The sequence below is a fragment of the Roseimarinus sediminis genome (assembly GCF_050433125.1).
In the GTDB taxonomy this organism is placed as follows: Bacteria; Bacteroidota; Bacteroidia; order Bacteroidales; family Prolixibacteraceae; genus Roseimarinus; species Roseimarinus sediminis.
Genome location: NZ_JBNPXV010000009.1, coordinates 152733 through 177136 on the forward strand (window position 1 = coordinate 152733; position 24404 = coordinate 177136).

20 protein-coding genes are annotated in these 24404 nt (G+C 47.4%); 15 read left to right on the top strand and 5 right to left on the bottom strand.

The genetic code is table 11. The features are described 5' to 3' along the window. The first annotated feature begins 10 nt into the window (after nt 1–10). From FHS86_RS13070 to nhaA, 3 genes are all read left to right on the top strand, one after another. The gene (locus tag FHS86_RS13070) at nt 11–1951 is read left to right on the top strand and encodes a glycoside hydrolase family 97 protein (protein ID WP_429414335.1); all 1941 of its coding nucleotides are present in this window, start codon (nt 11–13) and stop codon (nt 1949–1951) included. A 43-nt stretch (nt 1952–1994) separates the two neighbouring features. Continuing rightward, complete coding sequence (gene yedF, locus FHS86_RS13075; RefSeq protein WP_429414338.1) at nt 1995–2333, top strand: sulfurtransferase-like selenium metabolism protein YedF; 339 nt, start codon at nt 1995–1997, stop codon at nt 2331–2333. 173 nt (nt 2334–2506) lie between these two features. Next, nucleotides 2507–3814 (top strand): Na+/H+ antiporter NhaA, encoded by a 1308-nt coding sequence (gene nhaA, locus FHS86_RS13080; RefSeq protein WP_429414341.1) that lies wholly within the window; start codon nt 2507–2509, stop codon nt 3812–3814. 50 nt (nt 3815–3864) lie between these two features. Here nhaA and FHS86_RS13085 read toward each other — a convergent pair whose 3' ends face one another. Both FHS86_RS13085 and FHS86_RS13090 read right to left on the bottom strand, forming a co-directional pair. Further along, on the bottom strand, nt 3865–4905 hold the full coding sequence (locus FHS86_RS13085; protein ID WP_429414344.1) for a GMP reductase: 1041 nt from the start codon (nt 4903–4905) through the stop codon (nt 3865–3867). 226 nt (nt 4906–5131) lie between these two features. Continuing rightward, the gene (locus FHS86_RS13090) at nt 5132–5530 is read right to left on the bottom strand and encodes a pyridoxamine 5'-phosphate oxidase family protein (protein ID WP_429414347.1); all 399 of its coding nucleotides are present in this window, start codon (nt 5528–5530) and stop codon (nt 5132–5134) included. 221 nt (nt 5531–5751) lie between these two features. Here FHS86_RS13090 and galA point away from each other — a divergent pair, with 221 nt between their 5' ends. After that, entirely contained in the window at nt 5752–8622 is a 2871-nt protein-coding gene (gene galA, locus FHS86_RS13095; protein WP_429414350.1) for a beta-galactosidase GalA, read from the top strand. Nucleotides 8623–8823: 201 nt separating this feature from the next. Here galA and FHS86_RS13100 read toward each other — a convergent pair whose 3' ends face one another. Together FHS86_RS13100 and FHS86_RS13105 are read right to left on the bottom strand one after the other, a co-directional pair. Continuing rightward, nucleotides 8824–10230 carry an amidophosphoribosyltransferase gene (locus tag FHS86_RS13100; protein WP_429414353.1) on the bottom strand — a complete coding sequence of 469 codons (1407 nt, stop codon included), beginning with the start codon at nt 10228–10230 and terminating at the stop codon, nt 8824–8826. Between the two features lie 282 nt (nt 10231–10512). Continuing rightward, complete coding sequence (locus tag FHS86_RS13105; RefSeq protein WP_429414356.1) at nt 10513–12450, bottom strand: M1 family aminopeptidase; 1938 nt, start codon at nt 12448–12450, stop codon at nt 10513–10515. 189 nt (nt 12451–12639) lie between these two features. Between FHS86_RS13105 and FHS86_RS13110 the strand changes: the two genes are divergently transcribed. Continuing rightward, on the top strand, nt 12640–14058 hold the full coding sequence (locus FHS86_RS13110) for a TonB family protein (protein WP_429414359.1): 1419 nt from the start codon (nt 12640–12642) through the stop codon (nt 14056–14058). 25 nt (nt 14059–14083) lie between these two features. Here the strand turns inward: FHS86_RS13110 and FHS86_RS13115 are convergent, their stop codons facing one another. Next, nucleotides 14084–14599: a metallophosphoesterase family protein gene (locus tag FHS86_RS13115; RefSeq protein WP_429414362.1), complete on the bottom strand. Its 516-nt coding sequence runs from the start codon at nt 14597–14599 to the stop codon at nt 14084–14086. 151 nt (nt 14600–14750) lie between these two features. Between FHS86_RS13115 and FHS86_RS13120 the strand changes: the two genes are divergently transcribed. The 10 genes from FHS86_RS13120 (at nt 14751) to FHS86_RS13165 (ending at nt 22900) form a co-directional block, all read left to right on the top strand. After that, on the top strand, nt 14751–15245 hold the full coding sequence (locus FHS86_RS13120) for a SixA phosphatase family protein (protein WP_429414365.1): 495 nt from the start codon (nt 14751–14753) through the stop codon (nt 15243–15245). A gap of 90 nt (nt 15246–15335) precedes the next feature. After that, nucleotides 15336–16043 (top strand): 16S rRNA (uracil(1498)-N(3))-methyltransferase, encoded by a 708-nt coding sequence (locus tag FHS86_RS13125; RefSeq protein ID WP_429414368.1) that lies wholly within the window; start codon nt 15336–15338, stop codon nt 16041–16043. Beyond that, nucleotides 16040–16714: a DUF4159 domain-containing protein gene (locus FHS86_RS13130; RefSeq protein ID WP_429414371.1), complete on the top strand. Its 675-nt coding sequence runs from the start codon at nt 16040–16042 to the stop codon at nt 16712–16714. Before FHS86_RS13125 ends, FHS86_RS13130 begins: the two co-directional genes overlap by 4 nt. 48 nt (nt 16715–16762) lie before the next feature. Next, nucleotides 16763–17341 carry a flavodoxin family protein gene (locus FHS86_RS13135; protein WP_429414374.1) on the top strand — a complete coding sequence of 193 codons (579 nt, stop codon included), beginning with the start codon at nt 16763–16765 and terminating at the stop codon, nt 17339–17341. Nucleotides 17342–17599: 258 nt separating this feature from the next. Further along, complete coding sequence (locus tag FHS86_RS13140; RefSeq protein WP_429414377.1) at nt 17600–18286, top strand: SIR2 family NAD-dependent protein deacylase; 687 nt, start codon at nt 17600–17602, stop codon at nt 18284–18286. 10 nt (nt 18287–18296) lie between these two features. Further along, on the top strand, nt 18297–18461 hold the full coding sequence (locus tag FHS86_RS13145) for a hypothetical protein (RefSeq protein ID WP_429414379.1): 165 nt from the start codon (nt 18297–18299) through the stop codon (nt 18459–18461). Between the two features lie 13 nt (nt 18462–18474). Next, nucleotides 18475–19119 carry a porin family protein gene (locus tag FHS86_RS13150; RefSeq protein ID WP_429414382.1) on the top strand — a complete coding sequence of 215 codons (645 nt, stop codon included), beginning with the start codon at nt 18475–18477 and terminating at the stop codon, nt 19117–19119. A 108-nt stretch (nt 19120–19227) separates the two neighbouring features. Beyond that, complete coding sequence (gene rnr, locus FHS86_RS13155; protein WP_429414385.1) at nt 19228–21459, top strand: ribonuclease R; 2232 nt, start codon at nt 19228–19230, stop codon at nt 21457–21459. A 181-nt stretch (nt 21460–21640) separates the two neighbouring features. Next, nucleotides 21641–22210 carry an elongation factor P gene (gene efp / locus FHS86_RS13160; protein WP_429414388.1) on the top strand — a complete coding sequence of 190 codons (570 nt, stop codon included), beginning with the start codon at nt 21641–21643 and terminating at the stop codon, nt 22208–22210. An 84-nt stretch (nt 22211–22294) separates the two neighbouring features. Further along, nucleotides 22295–22900, top strand: coding sequence for a TetR/AcrR family transcriptional regulator (locus FHS86_RS13165; RefSeq protein ID WP_429414391.1), 606 nt, complete (start codon nt 22295–22297; stop codon nt 22898–22900). The last annotated feature ends 1504 nt before the right edge of the window (nt 22901–24404 follow it).

The following is a 24404-nucleotide window of genomic DNA, read 5'->3' on the forward strand; positions in this document are numbered from 1 at the left end:
ATACAAACCAATGAAAAAATACTTTGTTCTTGCTTTCCTTAGCCTGTTTGCCATGCTTTCGATGGCACAAATCCATCAGCTTTCGGGTCCCGATGGTCGTCTGGAAGTTCAAACCGGATTGAAAGATGGAAGTCCGTTTTACACTGTAAAATATGATGGTGAAGTATTGCTTGAACCTTCACCCCTGGGGCTCGAAACCTCGCTGGGCAGCTTCTCGAACGCGCTGGACTATCTTGCTCATTCGAGCCGTACAATCGATGAAAGCTACGAAATGAACCGGGCCAAGGTAAGCCGCATTCATTACCAGGCCAATGAGCTGACACAAAGCTTTATCAATTCGGAAGGTGATACCCTGCAAATCGTTTTCAGGGTGAGTAACAACGATGTGGCTTTTTCCTACCGCATTGCCGTATCGGGAGATGAAACCAATCTCAGGGTGAATGCCGAAGCGACCGCATTCGATTTACCAGATTTTGCCACCACTTTCATTTCGCAGCAGGCCCTGCCCATGACCGGCTGGATGAACACCAAACCAAGTTACGAAGAGGAATATACTTACGACGAAGCAGTAGGTACACCTTCACCCAATGGGGTGGGCTATACCTTTCCTGCACTTTTCAGAATTGGTGAAAAAGGCTGGGTTTTACTTTCAGAAACCGGAGTCGACAGCCGTTATGTGGGTTCGCGATTGGGGGAAGGAAACAGGGCAGGCTTCTATCCGCTCGAATTTCCACAGGAAGGAGAAAACAATGGGCTGGGCGGAACCTTTGCTGCCATGGCGCTGCCGGCACAAACACCATGGCGTACCATCACGGTGGGGCGCGATTTGAAACCCATTGTGGAATCGACAGTGGCTTTCGATGTGGTGAAACCGCTTTATGAGCCTTCGCAGGAATACAAAATGGGGCGCTCAACCTGGAGCTGGATTGTGTGGCAGGACAACAGCATTAATTACGACGACCAGGTGAAATTCATCGATTTAGCGGCCGCACTCCACTTCGAATACATCCTGATCGACAACTGGTGGGATCGTAACATCGGGCGCCAACGCATGGAAGAGCTGGTAAAATATGCTGCCTCTAAAAATGTGAGCGTATTGCTGTGGTACAACTCCAACGGTTGGTGGAATAATGCGCCCCAAACACCGCAGGATTGTATGAACACAGCCCCTGCCCGCAAAAAGGAAATGGCCTGGCTGCAGCGTATCGGCGTGAAAGGGCTCAAGGTCGATTTCTTTGGAGGCGACAAACAGCAAACCATGAAATTGTACGAGGACATCCTTTCCGATGCGAACGACTACGGTTTGGTCATTACCGTTCACGGAAGTACCATTCCGCGTGGCTGGCAGCGCATGTTCCCGAACTTCATCACTTCCGAAGCCGTACTGGCATCCGAAAATCTGATCTTCAACCAATATTTCACCGACAAGCATGCCTTTAATGCGACCATCTTGCCCTTTACACGAAATGCCATCGGATCGATGGACTTTGCACCGGTGTTCTTTAACAAGCGACTGGCACGCGATCCTGAAAATCATGGAAATTATCGACGCACCACCGATGCATTTGAAGCGGCAACAGCTGTATTGTATTTTTCACCGGTTCAGTATTTTGGAATCACACCCAACAATCTTGACGAGCAACCGGAGCATGTGCTGAATTATATCAGGGAAGTGCCCAGCACCTGGGACGAAACACGCCTGATTGACGGATATCCCGGAAAAGAAATTGTTTTGGCCCGCCGAAAGGGAAAACAATGGTATGTGGTGGCCGTTAATGGTGAAAAGAATGAAAAAACACTCAGCGTGAAGCTGCCCATGCTGGCCGGTCAAAAAGTAAATATGCTCTACGATAAGGAAGACCGTACTGCCGGAATTAGGCAGTTGAAAGTTGATCAAAGCGGAAAGGTGGAACTGAAACTCTTATCCGAAGGGGGTGCAGTAATATACTAATGACGCAAGCAGAAGAAAACGACTCAAGATAAATCTAAAACGAATGAAGAACATGTTGTTGCAGCTTACTTCCAATGGAATGGGAAGTGGAGATGAAGTGCTGGGGATGCAGTTGATTGAGAATTACTTCAAACTGATTTTACAGGAAGACAGCCTGCCCAAAGTGCTTGTTTTTTATAACAGTGGGGTGAAGTTATTGGCCGAAGGATCGACGGTAATCGCCAGCCTGAAAGCAATCGAAGCAAAGGGAGTGCAACTGCTTGCCTGTAAAACCTGTTTGAATCATTTTAAGTTGATGGATAAACAGCTGGTCGGAAAGGCCGGAACCATGCTCGACATCATTGCACTACAGAACGAGGCCGACAAAGTGGTGAGTCTTTAGCATCAGGAAGTAAATGGAGCGCTGGGGTGCTTCCAGTGGATGAAATATCCGGAATTTGAAGTGTTAATTCATCGTGCTGCAAGGTTTAAATGAACGATTTGTCTGGCTTTAGCAAACCGAAATGAAACTGGTGTTGTTATCTTCAATAGTTTTTACAAAAGAGCAAAAAGGCTATGGAGAGAAATTTAAAAATGAACCCGGTTCAGAAGTTTATCAAAGCAGAAAGCTCAAGTGGAGTGCTGCTGTTTGCAAGTACTATTCTGGCTTTAGTATTGGCCAATTCGCCACTGCGCGAGTGGTACGATGCACTGTGGCAGTTTGAGATTGGAATTAAATCCGATTCTTTTAAACTGGTTAAACCGCTTATCCTTTGGATCAACGACGGGTTAATGGCCATCTTCTTCTTTGTAATCGGCTTAGAGGTAAAACGGGAACTCGTCATTGGGGAGCTGAATTCGCTTAAGAAATCGTCGTTGCCCATTTTTGCGGCCATTGGGGGCATGGTGGTTCCCATGTTGCTGTATATGTTTCTGAACGAAAATCCTGAAACTGCCGGTGGTTGGGGCATTCCCATGGCAACCGACATTGCCTTCTCGCTGGCTGTTTTGACGCTGCTGGGTAAACGGGTGCCCATCGGACTAAAGATTTTTCTCACCGCTTTTGCCATCATCGACGACATTGGTGCCGTGCTGGTAATCGCCTTGTTTTACACGGGAAATATAGCATGGAACCTGCTTTTCATTGCCGGACTGCTTCTGTTGTTGCTCTATGTGTTATCGGCACGAAAACAATACAATAAATATTTACTTCTTCTGGTAGGTGCAGCTATATGGGTGCTTTTCCTGAAGGCCGGAATTCATCCAACTATTGCCGGTGTATTATTGGCTTTTGCAGTACCCGTGAACCAAAAAATCAACGAATTTACTTTTGCAGAAAAACTGAAAGAAATTGTAAGTCATATCACACGCGATAAAAATACTACCAAGCTGCCTGTGTTGAGCCATCATCAAATCGAAGCCATCGATGATCTGGAAGACTGGACTGCAAAGGTACAATCACCGCTGCAGCATCTCGAACACCGACTGCATGGCTGGGTGGCCTTTTTCATTATGCCTGTTTTTGCCTTTTCGAATGCCGGAGTGAGCTTTACCGAAGGGATGAATTTTGAGCTTCCCCTGGTTAGTTCCATTGCCATTGCACTCTTTGTTGGTAAAGTGCTGGGTGTTTCGCTCTTCTCGCTGGCAGCCATCAAGTTAAAACTGGCCGATCTGCCCAAGCGGGTTAATTTCATGCAGGTTTTTGGAGTGGCACTGCTTTCAGGACTGGGCTTTACCATGTCGCTTTTCATCGCCAACCTGGCTTTTGCCGATAGTTCACTTTACCTCGATTCGTCGAAAATAGGGATTATCATTGGATCGCTGGCTGCAGGAATTACAGCCTATGTGGTACTTAAATTTGCACTGCCTAAAGCCGATAAATAGTAAATGGAAAAAGAATGCGATGACTGAAAATGGCAGTCATCGCTTTCTTTTTATTTGGAATAGACCTGGTTCTCTTGTTCAGCCACTCTGATAAAAGTGGTTCTTTTCGATAATTCCTTGAGTTGCGATGCGCCCACATAGGTACAGGTGCTGCGAACGCCTCCGAGTATATCCTGAATGGTATTGTCAACGGCTCCGCGATAAGGTACCTCAACGGTCTTCCCTTCGCTGGCGCGGTAGTCGGCTACACCGCCGGCATGTTTGTCCATGGCTGTTGACGAACTCATGCCATAAAATTGTCTGAATTTCTTTCCTTCTTTTTCAATCAGCTCGCCACCACTTTCGTCGTGTCCGGCAAGCATGCCTCCCAGCATGACAAAATCGGCTCCGGCGCCAAAGGCTTTGGCCACATCGCCGGGGGTGCTGCATCCTCCGTCGCTGATGATCAGGCCGCCCAGCCCGTGTGCTGCATCGGCACATTCAATAATGGCCGAAAGCTGCGGATAACCAACTCCCGTTTTTACACGTGTGGTGCAAACCGAACCGGGACCTATGCCCACTTTGATAATGTCGGCTCCGGCCAGCAGCAGTTCTTCCACCATTTCGCCGGTTACCACATTGCCTGCAATGATGATTTTATCGGCAAATTGTTCCCTGGTTTTTTTCACAAAATCGACAAAGGGTTCCGAATAGCCATTGGCCACATCAATGCAGATGAATTTAAGTTGAGGATGCGTATCCATGATGGCGTGCACCTTCTGTAAATCCTGTTCCCCTGTGCCTGTACTAAGGGCAATGTAGTTCTCGATTCCGTCGGGAGCCTGCTGCATAAAGGAGTTCCACTCAGCAGTTGTGTAGTGCTTGTGAATGGCCGTGAACATCGTTTTGGCCGATAAGGCCAGCGCCATTTCAAAGGTACCCACCGTATCCATGTTGGCTGCCATTATTGGGATGCCGGTCCAGCTTTGTTGTGTGTGCATTAATCTGAAAGTCCGCTCCAGGCTTACCTGTGAACGGCTTTTAAGTGTTGAACGCTTGGGGCGGAACATTACATCCTTAAATCCCAGCTTGATATCGTATTCTATTCTCATAATGATAATATTTTTTGCGGCGCTAAAGATAACTTGTCCCGGTGCAGCCAAGGCTTTATTTCTTTAAAAATTTCATTTGTTTTTCATTCGCCGGGAACTCAAAACAATAAACATAACGACTCCGGCCAGCTTAAGAAGAGATGGAGATGGTTCTTATTTTCAAATTGTTGAGTAGTATGCCAAGCGCTCTATGATTTAAAGGGTATTGTTGGGTGTCAAACGCCTTCTATGCAATGCGTTGTCCGGCCCCGGGACCTGGTTTTAGACTGTAAATTTCATCGATATGCAGTAAAACAACGGCTTTGGGTTGGGGCATTCCGGCTTTTAACGACATTTCGGATGCTTGCTCATAGATATCACCTTCGGTAACAATTTTTGGAGTACACACAAAGCGAAAGCCTTCCATGACTTCACGATTCACAACGGCTACTGCGTCCAATGAGCCGTCGAGCAGGTTCTGATAAGTAGTTCTTCCTACCCCTTCATTAAAAATAAGCGTTTCGTCATCGAAAACACGGGTCGAACGCTTGGGCGCATTGTTGGGTACTCCGTTTTTACTTACAGTAGCATGAAAACACTGCTGCGATGAAATCATATCCTTCATTTCTTTAGTAAGCTTTGCCATCGTTATTGTTTTTGTTGATTAGTATTTCTTGAATCAATGCCTAAGATACAACATAATTTTTTGTTTTATAATTACGATCAAGCGGACTTCGCCCTTAATTTTTTCCAGAGGAAACCTAAAATGTCAAAAATCACACCCTGAAATGTAATTCATGCAATATTTGCCCATCCCCTTTTGTATTCTGCGCTTTATCTTTACCCTGAATCTAAACTTGAAAAGAGATGCAACGAATGTTTTTGATGATGACTGTTCTGATGTGGGCACTGGTGAACAGTTTTGCTTCTGCCAGTGTGCGTGAAGAGCTGCTGATGGATTTTAACTGGAAATTTGCTTACGGCCACCCCTACGATGCAGCACAGGACTTTAATCATGGAACTGCCTATTTCTCCTATTTTGCCAAAGCCGGTTATGGCGACGGACCGGCGGCTGCCAATTTCGACGACCGTGCCTGGCGGGTACTCGACGTACCGCACGACTTCGCAGTGGAACAACCTTTTAGTGCCAGTGGTAGCCACAGTCATGGATACAAGGCCATTGGCCGCAAGTTCCCCGATGTGAGCGTTGGCTGGTACCGTAAAACATTCGAAATACCGGAGGAAGACCTGGGCCGCAGCATCACAGTCACCTTCGACGGGGTGCACCGCGATTCGAAAGTATGGATCAACGGGCATTACCTGGGGAATGAGGAGAGTGGCTACAACAGTTTCAGTTACGACCTCAGCCGTTACCTGAACTATGGTGGTAAAAACGTGTTGTCGGTGCGCGTTGATGTTACTTACGAAGAAGGCTGGTATTACGAAGGAGCCGGTATTTACCGCCATGTATGGCTCACCAAAACCAGCCCGCTGCACGTAGACACCAACGGAACTTTTGTTTATTCCGAAGTACAGGGAGATCAGGCCACGGTTTTCATAGAAACGATCATACGAAACGACCAGCTCGACCAGGTTGTTGCACAGGTCGAACATCAACTGCTCGATGCCGATGGGAAAATTGTAGCCCGCTCGGGTAAAGAAGAAACAAGCATCCCGGCAGTTGGAAGTACGACCATCAAACAACAAATGGAAATCGACAATCCACACTTGTGGTCGCTCGATGATCCCTATCTCTATCAGGTGAAAACCATCGTTAGCCATGGGGGTACCAGCGAAGATATTTATTTTACCCGTACAGGTATTCGTACCATTGAATGGAAGGCCGATAAGGGTTTCTTCCTGAATGGTGAACATGTGAAACTAAAGGGCACCAACAACCATCAGGACCATGCCGGCGTGGGAACAGCCATGCCCGATGAATTGCAATACTACCGGATTTCGCAGCTGAAAGCCATGGGCAGCAATGCCTATCGCAGCTCACACAATCCGCCCACCCCCGAACTGCTCGATGCCTGCGATGAACTGGGCATGCTGGTGATTGACGAAAACCGCATGATGGGTACAGCGCCCATTGTGAAAGATTATCTTGAACGGCTCATCCGTCGTGACCGCAACCATCCTTCCATCATCCTCTGGTCCATGGGCAACGAAGAATGGGGAATTGAGGGTACCATCACCGGAGAACGTATTATTCAGGAAATGCAGGTCTTTGCCAGTCAGCTCGATCCAACGCGACCTAAAAATGCGGCCAGCAGCGGTGGCTGGGGGAATGGCATTTCAAAGCACATCGAGATAATGGGATTTAACTACCTCGGAAATGGTGATCACGATGCCTATCATCAAAAGTTTCCCGATAAACCTTCGGTAGGAACCGAAGAAGGATCGACCAATACCACGCGCGGCATTTATTTCGACGATCCCGACCAACTTCACATTGCCGCCTACGACCGCACGGCCCAAAACGGCCATTTCAAAACCATTGAATATACCTGGAAATTTTATGACGAGCGTGATTGGCTGGCCGGTATGTTCATCTGGACCGGATTTGATTACCGTGGAGAGCCAACTCCCCATGGATGGCCTTCCATTAACTCTTATTTCGGCATGTACGACGTGTGTGGTTTTCCGAAGGACAATGTGTGGTACCTCAAATCGTGGTGGGGCAATGAGCCTGTTTTACATTTGTTTCCTCACTGGAACTGGCAGGGACGCGAAGGCGAAAACATTAGGGTAGTGGCTTACAGCAACTGCGACGAAGTGGAGTTATTGGTGAATGGTAAAAGTGCCGGAAGGGAAAGCATGCCGCGCAATGGACACATCGAATGGATGGTGCCCTACAAAGCTGGAAACATTGAGGCCATCGGCTATGTGAATGGCAAAGTACAGATGAAAGAGAAAATTGAAAGTACCGGAGAGCCGGCTCAATTACAAATGAAAGCCCACAAGAAAACTTTCAGTGCCAATGGTGAAGACCTGGCCATCATCACAGTTTCGACAGTCGATGGGCAGGGACGACATGTTCCCACAGCAGATCAAATGATACATTTTGAGCTCGACGGCCCCGGTAAAATCATTGGCGTCGGGAATGGTGATCCTTCTTGTCTCGAACCCGACAAATACATCGAAACGGTGGAGGCGCTTAAAATTGAAAACATGAAAGCCAAAACGGTGGAGAATACCCTCGACCGGCCCGAAGTGACTATGGGCTTCGACGATAGCAGCTGGTCGTCCATGCAAAGAATGGGCCGGCAGATTCAGGAAGCTAAAGCCGTCGTTTTCAGGGGTGAAATTCATTTGCCTGATGACATTTCTGAAGCAAAAGTAAAGCTGTTTTACAATGCCATTGGCAACCTGCAGCAGCTTTATGTTAACGGCCAGGCGATTAGCGATGAGCTGAACAAGGACCAAAAGGAGCGCTATGCTTTCGAATTGGAAAACTCCTTGCTTCGGCCCGGTAAAAACGAAATTGCCATCGTGGCTACTCCTTACACCGTGAAGAACAGCTGGGAGTCGCCTAATACCGATCCGGGTGTGGTACAGGTAATTATACCGGCAGCACCCTACCAGCGAAGTTTGTTCAGTGGTTATGCCCAGGTGATCGTACAAACCGGAAGAGAAGCAGGATCGATCAGGCTGACTGCAAAAGCAGAAGGATTGAAACCTTATACCTTGGTGCTTAAGAGTGAAGAGAGTATGTTGAGGCCTTATGTGGAATAAACGCAGGCATCAACATTCCGGTGCGCTGCACCTAAATGCTTACGATGCAAATTCCTGTGCTGTAAACATGATCGGTGCTCCGCACCTAAGGTTGCTCTTGAACTTGAATGCAATAAACAGCATCGAAACTCCACATCTGTTTGTTGTAAAATGGCAGGTGTAAAAAAAGCGGCAGCGCCGCGATCATGTTTATAGCCTCTGTTAACCCCTGCTTGATTGATCCCAGCAATGGGTACAAAGCTTTTCCTTTGGCAGACCTATTGCTTCCACAAGGTCGTCGAGATGTTGAAACTTCAGCGTGGTAAGTCCCAGGTCTTTTCTTATCTGTTCCACCATTCGGCCGTATTCTTCAGAGTCGGGGTCGGCATATTTCGATAAATCGACATCTTCCTTTCCTTCCAGTTTAACAATGGCCTTGCGCGTAGCCAACTCGAGCGTGGTTCTTGAGCGACTGAAATTCAGGTATTCGCAGGGATAAAGCAAGGGAGGACAGGCAATGCGCATGTGAACTTCGGCGATCCCCGAGCGGGTAAGGTCTTTCACATTGTCTTTCAACTGGGTGCCACGTACGATCGAGTCGTCGAGAAAAAGTCCTTTCTTCCCTTCAATCAGGGCACTGTTGGGCAATAATTTCATTTTAGCCACCAAATCGCGTGTTTTCTGATTCTGTGGCATAAAACTTCTTGGCCATGTAGGTGTATATTTGGCGTAGGGACGCATCAGGGGAATTTTGGCCGCATTGCTGTAGCCCATGGCATGTCCGATACCCGAATCGGGGATGCCTGCCACAAAGTCGGGTTCCACATCGTCGTTTTGAGCCAGCCGGGCACCACAACGATAACGGGTTTCGTCTACATTAATTCCTTCGTAAAATGAAGTGGGATAGCCATAATAAACCCACAGGAAGGAGCAAATCTGCATGGGCTCATCCGCTTTCCTGATTACTTTGTAGCCATCGGGACGGATCGAAACAATTTCGCCGGGTCCCAAATATTTGTCAATGGTGTAATCGAGATTTAAAAAAGAAGAAGTTTCGGAAACAGCACAATAGGCACCTTCTCTTTTTCCGATAATGATGGGTGTCCGGCCCAGCTTGTCGCGGGCAGCAATGATTTCGTCCTCGTTCAGTATCAGAATCGAACACGAACCTTCGATGGTGTTGAATACATTTTCGATGCCTTCCTTAAAACTTTGCTTTTCACAAATAAGCATGGCAATTAGTTCGGTGGTGTTAATGCCGCCCTGACTGGTTTCGCTGAAGAGTTTTTGTTGCCCCAGAAAGCGCTGCGCCAGTTTGTCGATGTTGTTGATTTTGGCAACTGTCGACAGGGCAAAGCGTCCCAAATGTGCATAAATTAACAGGGGCTGTGCTTCATTGTCGCTGATAATGCCAATGCCCGATTCGCCTTCAAAGCCGGCAACATCGCTGTCGAATTTGTTTCTGAAATAACCATCCTCCAGGCTGTGAATTGCCCGTTGATAACCTTTTTGGGATGAAAAAACCGCCATGCCGGCACGCTTGGTTCCCAAATGGGAATGATAGTCGGTACCATAAAAAACATCGTCGATGCAATCACTCAAAGCTGTAGCGCCAAAAAAACCACTCATTATTTTGAAATTTTGTTTGAGCGGCTAATGTATAAAAAAGGTAGTAATAATCGTTAGGGTGTACTGTGCTGCGAAGGTTTTAATACTAATTCGGGTTGGTAAATCCCCCAAAGGCCTCTAAATAGAATATAAAAAAAGCTGCTTGCTTTTGAGTTAAAAATTTCTTGTATGAAGCAGACAAAGTTCAAATAAAAATTCCTTTGTGTGCTTTGTGTCTTTGTGGGATCCATCGTATTACCCAATTGCTCAGTCCGCACAACGATATGTTTTAAATTCGTTTCTTCAGGGCACATAAAAACGTGCCGACAGGCTCTGATGGTCATTCCTGAAAAGCAGCAGGTACATACCCCTGCGATACGATTGAATGGAATGGCTTCTGTTGTTTGTTTCCCAAAGGGCTTTTTCGATGAACTGACCGTTTATGTTGTAAATTGAAAGCGTCGCCTTCTCCTCTCCGGGTAGATCAACCACAAGCGTTTGTTCATGGTGGTTAACATATATTTTCAACAAGCCATTTTGCAGTATTGGCGACGAACTGTAGCTATAGCTTAAAGTACCCAGCAGCCACAAATCTTCATCCACTACAACCGAGTCGGGTGAATAAGTCATTTCATGAATAATGCTTTCTTCAGGTGAGGTATTTGGAACCCAAATCATTTCCCTGGTTCCATTTTTATAAAGCGACAAAGGAATTTTCATTTCGAAGAAGGGGCCGCCGACTACCGAGGGTGCTTGTTGTATGTCGATGCGAAGCTGATGCTGTGCGTTCAACACTTCAATATTGTAGAGCGGATGTCCTTCGCCATACAACCAGTCGTTGAAAAATTCACCAAGTGAAGTGTCTGCCGCAGCCTCCAGATTTTCGCGCAATACAGTGGTGGTGGCAAAACCATCGGCAACCCGCTCATCATTCAGATAATGCCTGATGCCGTCGTAGAATGCTTCGTCGCCGAGCTGGCCCCGCAACATATGCAGCAAATAGGCCCCCTTGTTGTACGAGAGGCGCGAATCGAAAATCCGGTTAACACTGCTGGTATCGGCCACCCACACACTGCCCCCTGCATTCGATGTAACCTTCTCGATGACGGCTTCCTTCCAGCGGTACCACCAGTCGGGATTGAGATGTTCGTAATATAGTCCCGTAAGGTAGGTGGCAAAGCCCTCGTTGAGCCATATTTCCTGCCAGCTTCCGCAGGTAATGTAATCGCCAAACCACTGGTGAGCCAGCTCATGGGCAATCAGACTGGTGGAGAAGCCGCCCATCGAGCTCATGGTTTGGTGCTCCATACCGCCGCCCCAGCCAAACTGTGCATGTCCGTATTTTTCATTTTTAAAAGGATAATCGATGAAGAGTTCGCTGTACAATTCGATTAAACGACCAGTAAATGGTGTTTGTTTTTTTGCCGTTTCAAGGCTCTCGGGATACACATAGTTCAGAATTTCAACCTTGCTGCCATCGTCAAGGGTGGCAAAATCTGAATAAATCTCATAATCGGTGGTACTCACAAAAACCAGGTAGGTGGCAATGGGATGTCGGTGTCGCCAGTGACAGGTGCGCACATTGCCCTCAATGCTGTTTTCGATGAGCAGACCATTCGACGCCGTTTCGTATGGCATGGGTGAGCGGGCAATTACATCGATCGAATCGATTTTATCGATCAGGCTTTGCTTGCAGGGCCACCATTCGCGTGCGCCATAGGGCTCCGAGAGCGTGAAAAGTACGGGAATGTTGTTGCTATGGATTCCGCTTGTAAACGATCCGAAGCCCGATGAAGGCGGAACGCCTGAGTAATGAACCGTAAACGAAGCCTGCTCACCGGCTGAAAGTACCTTGGGCAGGGTGATAATCAACTGGTGGCCCATGCGCTGATAATGAAGTTGCCGGCCTTCTGAAACCAGGCTGTTAAGCTCCATCTCGTCGGCCAGATCAATGGTGATGCTTTGCAGCTGATCGACCAGTGCACTAAAGGCAAAATATATACTGCCGCTGATGAATTTTCTCGACGGATCGAGCTCCAGCTCCAGTCGGTTGTAATGAAGATCCCAGGTGCCATAATCTGTCCGCTCTTTTTCGAGCGACTTGAATCGACTGCTTTCGTCAGGCGTCAATAAGAATTCATCCTTGTAAAAAGGTACCCCGGAGGTATTGTGCTGAGCCGCAACAAATACCGGGACGAACGAAAAGATGACATAGAAGCAGTAGAATATATTTTTATGCATACGATCTTTTTTTTAGTTATTAAGCCCGGGTTCTTGTTTGCGGAATAACTTTTGTGAGCCTTATGTTTATTAAGCTATAAAATTGGTAACTTTAATTCGGCAATCAAATTAATAAAAATTACGGTAATTGTTTTATTATTTACTAATCAGAGCAACAACTGCCTGAACTCAAACTAAACTCAACTAAAAATGAAACATCTCATCTTTCTGATCAGTCTGTTCTGGGCTACTGTTCTTTCTGCCCAGAACTATTCCGGACTTCAGCTGGAAACTTCGCCACACGCTGATCACTACACGCTTGTGTTTTTTGTTGATGATACCTTGTACGAAAGGGCCGAATACTACTGTGAGCAGGAAGTGAACCGTGAAAATGTAGTTCAGCTGATGAAGGAAGGTGCGCTCGTGCTTAACGGACAATATGTGCAGTATTATCCCAAAGGTACCATGCAGCTGCTTTGCCGTTTCATAATGGGAACGGTTAGCGGACAAGTTGTTGAATATTATCCCGATGGTCATTTAAAAATGATTGCCAATTGGGAAGATGGTCGTTTACAAGGACGTCTGCAGTCTTTTTATCCCAACGGGGCTCCCATGATTGAAAGCAACTTTGAAAACGATCAGAAAATGGGCAGGGAGTTAATCTATTATCCCGACAGTGTGCTTTGGGCGGTGCTGAAGTATAACCTTGGGCGACTCGATGGCCGTCAATTGTTTTATGATAAGGAAGGAAGGTTAAAGCGCAAATACCGGTATGATAACGGAAGCAGCCTTACCAAAATCAAAAAAGAAGATAAAGGTGAAACACAATATGCCGAAATCTATCACTATCCTGCTTCGGTCGATACCCTGAGTAAGCAACTTGAAAAGCTCCGTTTACCTGATTTTGAAAAAAAGGATACGGTGGTGAATATTCCAATTGTGCTGGCAGTCGATCAGGAGGGCAAGGTGAGCAGCGTTCATAAGTATGGTACCAATTCGGTGCCCAACAAGGACCGTATCAGGGACTGGGCGGCTACGGTAAGCGGCCTCGACCGAGCTACTTTTGATGGTATTCCCGTTGATTATCTACTTACACTGCCGCTTAGTTTCTACAACGGCGAATGGCTCAATCGCAGCTATCGCTCATCGAGACAGGATGTATTGAAGATCACTGGCGATGAACACTGGCTGCTTTCAAGCGTATTGAATTTCGAACGAATAGTGGAACCAGCAGCAGTAATCGAAAAACTAAAAGCCGGGTCGAAGGATGGTGAGGTCTTCGTCATCGTCGAAAAAATGCCCGAATATCCGGGTGGAGAAAAGGCACTGCGAAATTTTATCAGAAATGAAATAATATATCCTGTATCAGCAGCCAGGGCAGGTGTTCAGGGTCGGGTGTACGTCAGCTTTGTTGTTCAACCTGATGGAAGTATTGATGAAGTGAGGGTCGTACGGAGTGTCCATCCTTTGCTCGATGCCGAAGCCGTTCGGGTAGTGAAAAAAATGACCGGATGGAAACCGGGTCGTCAGAAAGGGAAGCCGGTAAAAGTTAAGTTTACCGTGCCAATTAGCTTTTCACTGCAGTCCTCAAAAGATGCAAAAGGCAGTTTTAAACCTTTTTCTTTCTGATGCCTGATACTTATTGACTTTCGTTTTACGGCACTTCATTTACAAGCTGCTTCCGTGGAATTTCCATGATTTCCAGATCGCGGATGTTGCCCTCGTCGATCACAAAGCGCAGCAGCGTTTTCACCTTGTGAAAGCCGTGATTACCGGCTGCCCCGGGATTCATGTGCAGTGCTCCGTTCTTTTTATCAAAAATCACCCTGAGGATGTGGGAGTGGCCGCTAATGAAAAGGGTGGGCGGGTTGTTGTATATGCCCGGCTTCACACTTTTATCGTAATGGCCCGGGTAACCGCCAATGTGCGTCATCCATACCTTTACGCCTTCGATGGTGAATTTCAGGTGCTTTTTAAAAACCGTTCTGATCTGGTGGTCGTCGATGTTGCCATAAACACCCCTGAGCGGTTTGAAGGCCGACAGCCGGTCGAGGGTTTCCATGTTCCCGAAATCGCCGGCATGCCAAAGCTCATCACAGTCAGCAAAAAATTCATAGAGCTTCGGTTCGATGAAGCTGTGTGTATCCGATAGAAGACCAATTTTCTTCATTGCTCATTAAAATTTGGCGTAAAAGTAGAAAATTTACGACCTTTAGCTCAAAGTTAAAGCAGCGAAACGAAAAGGTTCCGATCGCTTCTTCAACAAAAATTCATTCCTCCCTCGTGTAGAACGAGGATGCAACCTGAAAAACGAAAAGAATATGAAACGAATCGCCATTATCCGTCATGCCAAATCAGAGCAACAGAATTACGACCGTGATTTTGAGCGCCAGCTCGTTCAACGGGGAATAGACGATGCCCGCCGGCTTGCTGAAGAATTGAAAGCATTAAAGATTTTTCCGGATAAAATCATTTCGAGCCCGGCCACAAGGGCGCTGCAAACTGCCCTCATCTTTGCCGAAGGGCTGGCTTTTCCCCCTGCACAAATAGAAGAACAAAAAGGGCTTTATTTCGACTACACCACCAGCCACTTTATCGATCTGCTTCATCAGACCAACGACGGCGTGCAAACACTTTTCCTCTTCGGACACAATCCTTTCATGCATTACATGGCACAGAACATGAGCAGCGACTACGACGGGCACATGCCAACCAGCTCAACGGTGGTGCTCGATTTTGAGGTGGAAGCCTGGAAGGAAATCGAGGCAAGGCAGGGAAAGCTGTTTGTTCATTTGTATCCGGGGAAACGAAGCTGACGAATGATTTTGTAAAACTTCAGAAGAAGCTATAAGTTTGCTTCTTTAAAAATGAGCCGGTTCAATTGATTGGCTCGAACAATTATTACAATGAATATTTTCTATACTCCCGATATTACCGGCGATGAATACGTGCTCGATGAGAATGAATCGAAGCATTGTGTAAGGGTATTGCGCCAGGTGAAAGGCGATGTGCTGAGGCTGGTCGACGGGAAGGGCGGATGGTACCGTGCCGAAATTACCGAAGCCGATCCCCGTCGTTGTAAGGTGAAGGTGCTCGAGCATGTTGTAGATTATGAAAAGCGATCCTTCCATTTGCACGTGGCCATTGCGCCCACCAAAAACAACGATCGCTTCGAGTGGTTTCTCGAAAAGGCGACCGAAATCGGGATCGATGAAATCACTCCGCTCATCTGCGAACATTCGGAGCGCAGGAATATAAAGCCCGAGCGGCTGAACAAGGTGGTGGTGGCTGCCATGAAACAATCATTGAAGGCTTATCTTCCCAGGTTGAATAATTATACTAATTTTGAAGCGTTTATACAAAATGAGCACGAAGGTTTGAAGGTGATTGCTCATTGTGATGAACTGCACAAAACGCATTTGTTCCATGAGCTGGAAGCCGGACAAAAGGTGCTGGTGCTCATTGGTCCCGAAGGTGACTTTTCAGGAAAGGAAATTGAACAGGCACTGGACCGGGGTTTTAAGCCCGTAAGTCTTGGACAAAGCCGACTGCGTACCGAAACTGCAGGGCTGGTGGCCACGCAAATGGTGAATTTAATGAACGAAATAAAATGACGAAATTCTTACTATATATTTTACTGATTGTTGGGATGGGAGCCAGGGCACAAAGTGGCACCACCGTGAAGATTGCCCTGCTGAAATACAGCGGAGGCGGTGATTGGTACAGTAATCCCACTTCCTTACCCAATCTGATCGAATTTGCCAATGCCAACATTGGAACCAACATCAACCCGGTGCCTGCCACCGTCGAGGTGGGGAGTTACGAGCTGTTCAACTATCCGCTGGTGCACATGACCGGCCATGGCAATGTTTTGTTTTCCGACGATGAGGCAGAACTGCTCCGGGCCTATCTGATGAGCGGCGGCTTTTTACACATCGACGACAACTACGGGCTCGATCCCTACATCCGCCGCGAAATGAAAAAGGTATTTCCCGGGCAGGACTTTGTAGAGTTGGCTTTCGATCATCCCATTTATCACCAGCATTACGATTTCGATCAGGGCTTGCCCAAAATTCACGAACACGATGGCAAGGCGCCTCAGGGCTTTGGCCTTTTTCACGAAGACCGGCTCGTTGTCTTTTATTCCTACGAAAGCGACCTGGGCGACGGCTGGGAATCGTACAGCGTACACAAGGATCCCGAGCACATCCGCCAGCAGGCACTGCAAATGGGCGCCAACATCATCTCCTATGTTTTCAACCGCGATCAGCGCGAATTGCCCTAATCCCTCAACCTCAACCTTAACCTTAACCTCAACCTTAACCTCAAGCCAATGACCAAAGTAGTAGCATTTAACGGAAGCCCCCGTTCAAAGGGCAATACTTCCATCCTTATTGACGAAATTTTTAAAGTACTCCAAAAACACGGTATCGAAACCGAAAAGGTGCAGGTGGGCAACAAAAAGGTCCACGGTTGCACGGCCTGCGGCAAATGTCGCGAAATGCAGGATCGAAAATGTCACATTAAAAACGACTTGCTGAACCAGTGCATCGAAAAAATGATCGAAGCTGACGGGATCATTCTCGGATCGCCGGTGTACTTTGCCGATGTCACCAGCGAAATGAAAGCCCTGATCGATGTGGCCGGTTACGTTACCCGCGGTAACGGCCATTTGCTTGCCCGGAAGGTGGGAGCTGGCATTGCCGTACAGCGCCGCGCCGGCGATCTGCACGCGCTGAACAGCATGAACAATTTCTTTCTCATCAACCAGATGATCATTCCCGGATCGAGCTACTGGAACATTGCCATGGGAAAAGAACCCGGCGACGTGCTGAACGACAGCGAAGGAATCAATACCATGAAAAAACTGGGTGAAAACATGGCCTGGTTGCTCCAAAAAATAGCACGATAGCTTTCAACGAAGTGCAGGTTGGGTGAATGTATTCACCAAAAATACGTATCTATGGTGAATCCATTCACCGGAAATACGTATCTATGGTTAAAAAGATACTTTGGTGCCATTTAAAACTGACTTTAATAACGACAAATTTACGGTTAGACTTCACTATCCGTCAAAATGTTGTTAAATTAGATCCTGTCTTTCATACACCTAAATCAAAGGTTAAAATGGTAAGACAGATCTTACAATCTTTTAGCCTTTAAGTAACAGATGAAAAAGAAACTGGTTATACTTTCGGGAGCCGGCATCAGTCAGGAAAGCGGCATTAAAACGTTCAGAGACATGGGTGGTTTGTGGGAAGAATACGATGTGAACGAGGTGGCCACCCCGCAGGCCTGGGCCCGAAATCCGGAGCTGGTGATGCGCTTTTACAACGAACGCCGGAAACAGTTGCTCGAATGCGCACCCAATAAAGGACATTACGCTTTGGCCGCCCTCGAAAAGGATTTTGATGTGCACATTATCACGCAGAACATCGACAACCTGCACGAAAGAGCCGGAAGCACCCGGGTGTTGCACCTGCATGGCGAGCTGATGAAGGCCCGCAGCTCGGTCGACGATTCCCTGCTTTACGACATCGATGGCTGGGAGCTGAAGTTGGGCGAGCACTGTGCAAAGGGCAGCCAGTTGCGCCCCCATGTGGTATGGTTTGGCGAAGCGGTGCCGGCCATCGACGAAGCCATGCGGCTGACACAAAAAGCCGACCTCTTTGTCGTGGTCGGAACTTCATTGAATGTTTACCCTGCAGCAGGACTGCTCAATTATGTACGACCGGGAGTACCGGTGTTTCTCATCGATCCCGAACCTGTACAGGTGTATTCCAAAGTAAAGGTAATTAAGGAAAAAGCCGGCAGAGGCATTGAGATGCTACGCGATGAACTGCTCCTTCTGGCATAAACAGGAAATTATGATTGAATACTTATTGAAAGTACCTGAAGAAAAAGCATTTTTTGTTTCTCAATTGTTGGCCGAATTGGGCATCGATTACGATGTGCTGACCGAAATAAAAACAAACGACGACAGCATGATCGATGAAGAACAATATTTCACCGACTCCGACGAAAACAATTGATTTCCCTGGGAACATGATGAAGAAAACAATTTTTCTGTTGCTGATGCTATCCACCACCTTTTTCGAGCTCAGGGCACAGGAGTTCAAAGGAGGCGTACTGGCGGGTTTTAATGGCAGCCAGGTTGAGGGAGATGCCTCGAGCGGCTACAAAAAGCTGGGTCTGACCGGTGGTGCCTGGATTCAGCGCGATGTATCGGAGCGCCTTTACTGGGGAATGGAACTGAAAGTAAACCAGAAAGGAAGCCGTAAATGGGTGGCTCAGAATTCGAACTGGAAATATGTTTTCCGGATCAACTACATCGATCTGCCGGTAATGGCCGGTTTTCGCATTCAGCCCGACTGGTCGGTGTTTGGCGGATTGTCGTTCGGCTATGTTTTCAACATGCACAGTAAGAGCAGTTATGGCGACGAACCCACCGATTTGTACAACATTGCTCCCTGGGAGCTGGGCATGTTTGCCGGCATCAGGGTCGATTTTGAACGATTGATGCGCCAGAACTGGGCGAAGCGGCTGCAACTCGAAACACGCTTTCACTATTCGGCGCTCTCGATCGACGAAGATCACGACCTGTTTACCAAATATTTTTCCAACGGACAATTTAACAATGTAATTTCTACTGTGCTTTACTACCGGATGGATTGGGCCGGGAAGCAATAACCGGGGTTTATGGCAGGATGCCCTGGGTAAGTGTAAAATACTTCCCGGTTAAAACTTTCACTGCTCCCATTCGTTCTATATTTATGATAAATTATTAAAGTGAATACCATGGCAAAAAAAAATAAAGTGAAGGCCGTCAAAGGAAAAAAGGGCCTCAATAAAAAAGAATTAAAGAAAGCGATTCTCGAATTATACTATTCTGAACCCGAACGTTTATTCAATTACAAACAACTGGCAGCCGAATTAAAAGTGAATGACCCATCGAGCCGCCAGCTGATCACGGTGGCCCTGCAGGAACTGACCGACGACAACTATCTCGACCATGAAGGCAGGGGCAAATACAAGCTGAAGGGAAAAACCGGCTATGTAATTGGAACGGTCGACATGACACAAAAAGGTTACGCCTTTATCATTTCCGAAGAATTGGACGATGATGTTTTTGTTGCCGGCCCCAACCTGAACAAGGCGCTCAATGGCGATAAGGTGAGGGTGTACATCAATGCCAAGCGCAAACGCAAACAACCCGAAGGCGAAGTGGTGGAAATCATCGAAAGGGCAAAAACCAATTTTGTGGGAACCATTTCGATGTCGAAGAATTTTGCCTTTCTGGTTCCAAGTGGTAAGAACAATTTCGATATTTTCATTCCAAAGGATAAACTGGCCGGGGCCAAACAGGGACAGAAGGCAATTGCCAAAATTACCGACTGGCCGGCCCACGCAAAAAATCCTTTTGGCGAAATCATCGATGTACTGGGTGAAAGTGGTGAAAACGACACCGAGATGCATGCCATCCTGGCTGAGTTCGACCTGCCCTATAAATTTTCAGGCAGTGTCGATCGGGCAGCCAGTCAGCTCAAAACTGAGATTTCGGCCGATGAGTTGGCCAGTCGTCGCGATTTTCGCAAAGTACCCACCCTTACCATCGACCCCGAAGATGCGAAGGATTTCGACGATGCCCTGTCGCTGCAGCAACTGCCCAACGGCAATTGGGAAGTGGGTGTTCACATTGCCGACGTAAGTCATTATGTGCAGCCGGGCACGGTCATCGATAACGAGGCAGAAGAGCGCGGAACCTCGGTGTACCTGGTCGACCGCGTGGTGCCCATGTTGCCCGAAAAACTGTCGAATGGCGTTTGTTCGCTGCGTCCGCACGAAGACAAGCTTTGTTTCTCGGCCGTTTTCGAACTCAACGATCAGGCGCAGGTACAAAAGGAATGGTTTGGTAAAACCGTAATTTGGTCCGACCGGCGCTTCAACTACGAAGAAGCACAGCAAATTATTGAAACAGGCCAGGGAGAAGAAATGAAAGCAGAAGTGCTGAAACTCCATGAGCTCGCACAACAACTGAAAGAACAGCGTTTCAAAAGCGGGGCCATTGCCTTCGACCGGGTCGAGGTGAAGTTTCATCTCGATGAGAAGGGCAAGCCACTGGGCGTGTATTTTAAAGAATCGAAAGAGGCCAACCATCTGGTGGAAGAGTTCATGTTGCTGGCCAACCGGAAAGTGGCTGAATTCATCGGGGCCAGCAAAAAGCAAAAGCCCAAAACCTTTGTGTACCGTATTCACGACCGCCCCGACCCCGACAAACTGGAGTCGTTCAACAACTTCATTCATAAGTTTGGTTATGGCATCGACATGAATTCACCCAACAACATTTCGCAGTCGATGAACAAGCTGTTGGAAAATGTAAAAGGAAAGCACGAGGAAAATGTGATTTCGACGCTGGCCGTCAGGGCCATGTCGAAGGCGGTTTATTCCACCCGCAACATTGGGCATTATGGCTTGTCGTTCGACTTTTACAGCCACTTTACCTCACCCATCAGGCGCTACCCCGATTTAATGGTGCACCGACTGCTGGAGCGTTACCTCAATGGTGGCCGTTCGGTGAAAGCCGATGTATTTGAGGAAAAATGCCGCCATGCCTCCAACATGGAGCAACGTTCGGTGCAAGCTGAGCGCTCATCAATCAAGTACAAACAGGTTGAGTTCATGCAGGATAAAGTAGGCGAGGTGTTTTCGGGCGTAATATCGGGTGTGACCGACTGGGGACTCTATGTCGAGCTCGATGACAACAAGTGTGAAGGCATGGTTTCGATTCGCGACCTGACCGACGATTTCTACTTTTTCGACGAAAAGAACTACAGTATTTCGGGCATGCATACCAACAAAAGCTACCAGCTGGGAGCCGATGTGAAGGTGGAGGTAGTACGTGCCAATCTGGAGAAAAAGCAGCTCGACTTCCATCTGGTGGAAGAAGAAAATGCTACGACAGCAAAACCCGAAGCCGCCACAACGGGCAAAAAATCACGATCGGGAAAGCGAAGGAATCGAAAACGGTAGTAGAGACGGCCTATAGGCCGTCTCTACCATAGGCCGTCTCTACCAACATAGGCCGTCGTCACCGATTCCCGTGCAAGCAAAGACCATTTGCGACATCAGGAAGGCCATGGATGACCAAGTTTAAAGAATTTTTTTATTTTTGCACAGCAAATTGAAATATAACACTTTATAAGATTACCAGATGGCAACAACATCAGATATTAAAAACGGACTGTGCATCGAATACAACGGACAGCTTTTTTCGGTCGTTCAGTTTCAGCATGTAAAGCCCGGAAAAGGGGCCGCCTTTGTGCGCACCAAACTGAAAAACCTGAAGACCGGCAAGGTGGTTGAGAATACCTTCAATGCCGGTGTGAAAATTACCACGGTTCGCATCGAACGTCGCCAGTACCAGTACCTGTACAAAGACGAGATGGGCTTTAACTTCATGCACACCGAAACCTTTGAACAGGTTTCTATTCCCGAAGCACTGATCGATAATCCAGGTCTGCTCAAGGAAGGTAACATTGTTGAAATCAACTTCCATGCTGAGGATGAAACGCCGCTGACGCTCGAGATGCCGCCTTTTGTCGAATTGGAAGTAACTTATACCATTCCGGGCGAAAAGGGGAACACTGCTTCATCTACTGCACTTAAGCCTGCAACCCTCGAAACCGGTGCCGAAATCATGGTGCCCATTTTTATTAATACCGGCGATATGATCAAGGTCGACACCCGCGACAACAGCTATTCCGAACGGGTAAAAAAATAATATTCACAGAAGGTAAAGTCATCGTGTTGGATGGCTTTATCTTTTTGTATATTTGCTACGCATTAAATCGAAAACCAATACCAAATGGGATCATTCGAAAACGGGGCCAATAAAAAGGACCTAAACAGAGAAACCATTCTGCAGATTGCTCAGGAAATTTTCAGCAAATACGGATACAAAAAAACAACCCTCGACGACATCGCCAATGCGGTACGTAAAGGGAAAAGCTCGTTGTATTACTATTTCAACAGCAAGGAAGATTTATTTCAGGCAGTGATTGTCAAGGAGGTGGAAATGTTGAAACAGGCACTCGAGAAGGTCGTTTTCCGTTCGCTCGATCCTGAAGAGAAACTGCGCGAATACATACTTACCAAGCTGTCGACTTTCCGCAGTCTGGCCAACCTGTACAATGCCCTCGAAAACGATGTAACGGCCATTGGCTTCATCGAAGAAATCAAAGAGAAAAACGAGAAGGACGAAATCAGAATGATCAAACGTATTCTGATTGAAGGCGTACGACGCGACAAGTTCCAGATCGACGATCTGAACCTGACGGCCATGGGCATCACCACGGCCATGAAAGGACTCGAAATGCCTCTCTCGACCGGCAACTACCACGAAACCAACATTGAACTCTCAGTCGATAATTTCGTGCGTATTTTGTGCTACGGCATCATGCGCAGGGATTAAGAAAGGCAGTAGAGACGCACTATCGTGCGTCTGTCATTGGCCGGAATGTTTCGGGCAGAGTGCCTGTCCTGAGTTCCTTAGTGCCTGAGTTCCTGAGTACCTGAGTTCCTAAGAAGTCATTGGCGAAGACTCCCATTCCGGTCAATAGCGAGTAACCAGCAACGAGTAACCAGTAACCAGTAACGAGCCCCGGTGAAATATTCTCCGAAGGTCGAATTTCACGGGGCAGGCAACAAGCAACGAGCAACCAGTAACCGTTTTCAACTGCTTCCCATTGCTTTCAACCGCTTTCTTTTACCACAGAGAACCTCCGAGCAGGCACAGAGGACCACGGAGGTTTTTGAGTTCCTGAGTTCCTGAGTACCTTAGTTCCTAAGAAGTCATTGGCGAAGACTCCCATTCCGGTCAATAGCGAGTAACCAGCAACGAGTAACGAGTAACCAGTAACGAGCCCCGGTGAAATATTCTCCGAAGGTCGAATTTCACGGGGCAGGCAACAAGCAACGAGCAACCATTAACCGTTTTCAACTGCTTCCCATTGCTTTCAACCGCTTTCTTTTACCACAGAGGACCACGGAGGTTTTTGAGTGCCTGAGTTCCTGAGTTCCTGAGTACCTTAGTTCCTAAGAAGTCATTGGCGAAGACTCCCATTCCGGTCAATAGCGAGTAACCAGCAACGAGTAACGAGTAACCAGTAACGAGCCCCGGTGAAATATTCTCCGAAGGTCGAATTTCACGGGGCAGGCAACAAGCAACGAGCAACCATTAACCGTTTTCAACTGCTTCCCATTGCTTTCAACCGCTTTCTTTTACCACAGAGGACCACGGAGGTTTTTGAGTACCTGAGTTCCTGAGTTCCTGAGTACCTTAGTTCCTAAGAAGTCATTGGCGAAGACTCCCATTCCGGTCAATAGCGAGTAACCAGCAACGAGTAACCAGTAACCAGTAACCAGTAACGAGCCCCGGTGAAATATTCTCCGAAGGTCGAATTTCACGGGGCAGGCAACAAGCAACGAGCAACCAGTAACCGTTTTCAACTGCTTCCCATTGCTTTCAACCGCTTTCTTTTACCACAGAGAACCTCAGAGCAGGCACAGAGGACCACGGAGATTTTTTGAGTTCCTGAGTTCCTGAGTTCCTGAGTGAATTAGTGCATAAGTTCATAAGGAAGCTATTGCGAAGCATATTACGATTCCTCTGATAATTGCACAGATTTTCGCAATCCGCCAGCTGGCGGACGCGCTACCTCCACCCCTCAGGGGTCCCGATAGCTATCGGGAGAGGGGGGTATTTTTTCAGTTCCTGAGTGCCTGAGTACCTGAGTGCCTGAGTAAGCAATTGCAAAGCAGGTTAGCCGTCCAATATCTGCATGCCAGCAACGAGCCCCGGTGAAATATTCTCCTAAGGTCGAATTTCACGGGGCAGGCAACCAGCAACGAGCAACGAGCAACCAGTAACCGTTTTCAACTGCTTCCTATTGCTTTCAACCGCTTTCTTTTACCAC

Excerpts from the sequence above, each read along its gene's own strand:
- FHS86_RS13070 (WP_429414335.1), top strand. The coding sequence starts at position 11 with ATGAAAAAATACTTTGTTCTTGCTTTCCTTAGCCTGTTTGCCATGCTT.
- yedF (WP_429414338.1), top strand. The coding sequence starts at position 1,995 with ATGAAGAACATGTTGTTGCAGCTTACTTCCAATGGAATGGGAAGTGGA.
- nhaA (WP_429414341.1), top strand. The coding sequence starts at position 2,507 with ATGGAGAGAAATTTAAAAATGAACCCGGTTCAGAAGTTTATCAAAGCA.
- FHS86_RS13085 (WP_429414344.1), bottom strand. The coding sequence starts at position 4,905 with ATGAGAATAGAATACGATATCAAGCTGGGATTTAAGGATGTAATGTTC.
- FHS86_RS13090 (WP_429414347.1), bottom strand. The coding sequence starts at position 5,530 with ATGGCAAAGCTTACTAAAGAAATGAAGGATATGATTTCATCGCAGCAG.
- galA (WP_429414350.1), top strand. The coding sequence starts at position 5,752 with ATGCAACGAATGTTTTTGATGATGACTGTTCTGATGTGGGCACTGGTG.
- FHS86_RS13100 (WP_429414353.1), bottom strand. The coding sequence starts at position 10,230 with ATGAGTGGTTTTTTTGGCGCTACAGCTTTGAGTGATTGCATCGACGAT.
- FHS86_RS13105 (WP_429414356.1), bottom strand. The coding sequence starts at position 12,450 with ATGCATAAAAATATATTCTACTGCTTCTATGTCATCTTTTCGTTCGTC.
- FHS86_RS13110 (WP_429414359.1), top strand. The coding sequence starts at position 12,640 with ATGAAACATCTCATCTTTCTGATCAGTCTGTTCTGGGCTACTGTTCTT.
- FHS86_RS13115 (WP_429414362.1), bottom strand. The coding sequence starts at position 14,599 with ATGAAGAAAATTGGTCTTCTATCGGATACACACAGCTTCATCGAACCG.
- FHS86_RS13120 (WP_429414365.1), top strand. The coding sequence starts at position 14,751 with ATGAAACGAATCGCCATTATCCGTCATGCCAAATCAGAGCAACAGAAT.
- FHS86_RS13125 (WP_429414368.1), top strand. The coding sequence starts at position 15,336 with ATGAATATTTTCTATACTCCCGATATTACCGGCGATGAATACGTGCTC.
- FHS86_RS13130 (WP_429414371.1), top strand. The coding sequence starts at position 16,040 with ATGACGAAATTCTTACTATATATTTTACTGATTGTTGGGATGGGAGCC.
- FHS86_RS13135 (WP_429414374.1), top strand. The coding sequence starts at position 16,763 with ATGACCAAAGTAGTAGCATTTAACGGAAGCCCCCGTTCAAAGGGCAAT.
- FHS86_RS13140 (WP_429414377.1), top strand. The coding sequence starts at position 17,600 with ATGAAAAAGAAACTGGTTATACTTTCGGGAGCCGGCATCAGTCAGGAA.
- FHS86_RS13145 (WP_429414379.1), top strand. The coding sequence starts at position 18,297 with ATGATTGAATACTTATTGAAAGTACCTGAAGAAAAAGCATTTTTTGTT.
- FHS86_RS13150 (WP_429414382.1), top strand. The coding sequence starts at position 18,475 with ATGATGAAGAAAACAATTTTTCTGTTGCTGATGCTATCCACCACCTTT.
- rnr (WP_429414385.1), top strand. The coding sequence starts at position 19,228 with ATGGCAAAAAAAAATAAAGTGAAGGCCGTCAAAGGAAAAAAGGGCCTC.
- efp (WP_429414388.1), top strand. The coding sequence starts at position 21,641 with ATGGCAACAACATCAGATATTAAAAACGGACTGTGCATCGAATACAAC.
- FHS86_RS13165 (WP_429414391.1), top strand. The coding sequence starts at position 22,295 with ATGGGATCATTCGAAAACGGGGCCAATAAAAAGGACCTAAACAGAGAA.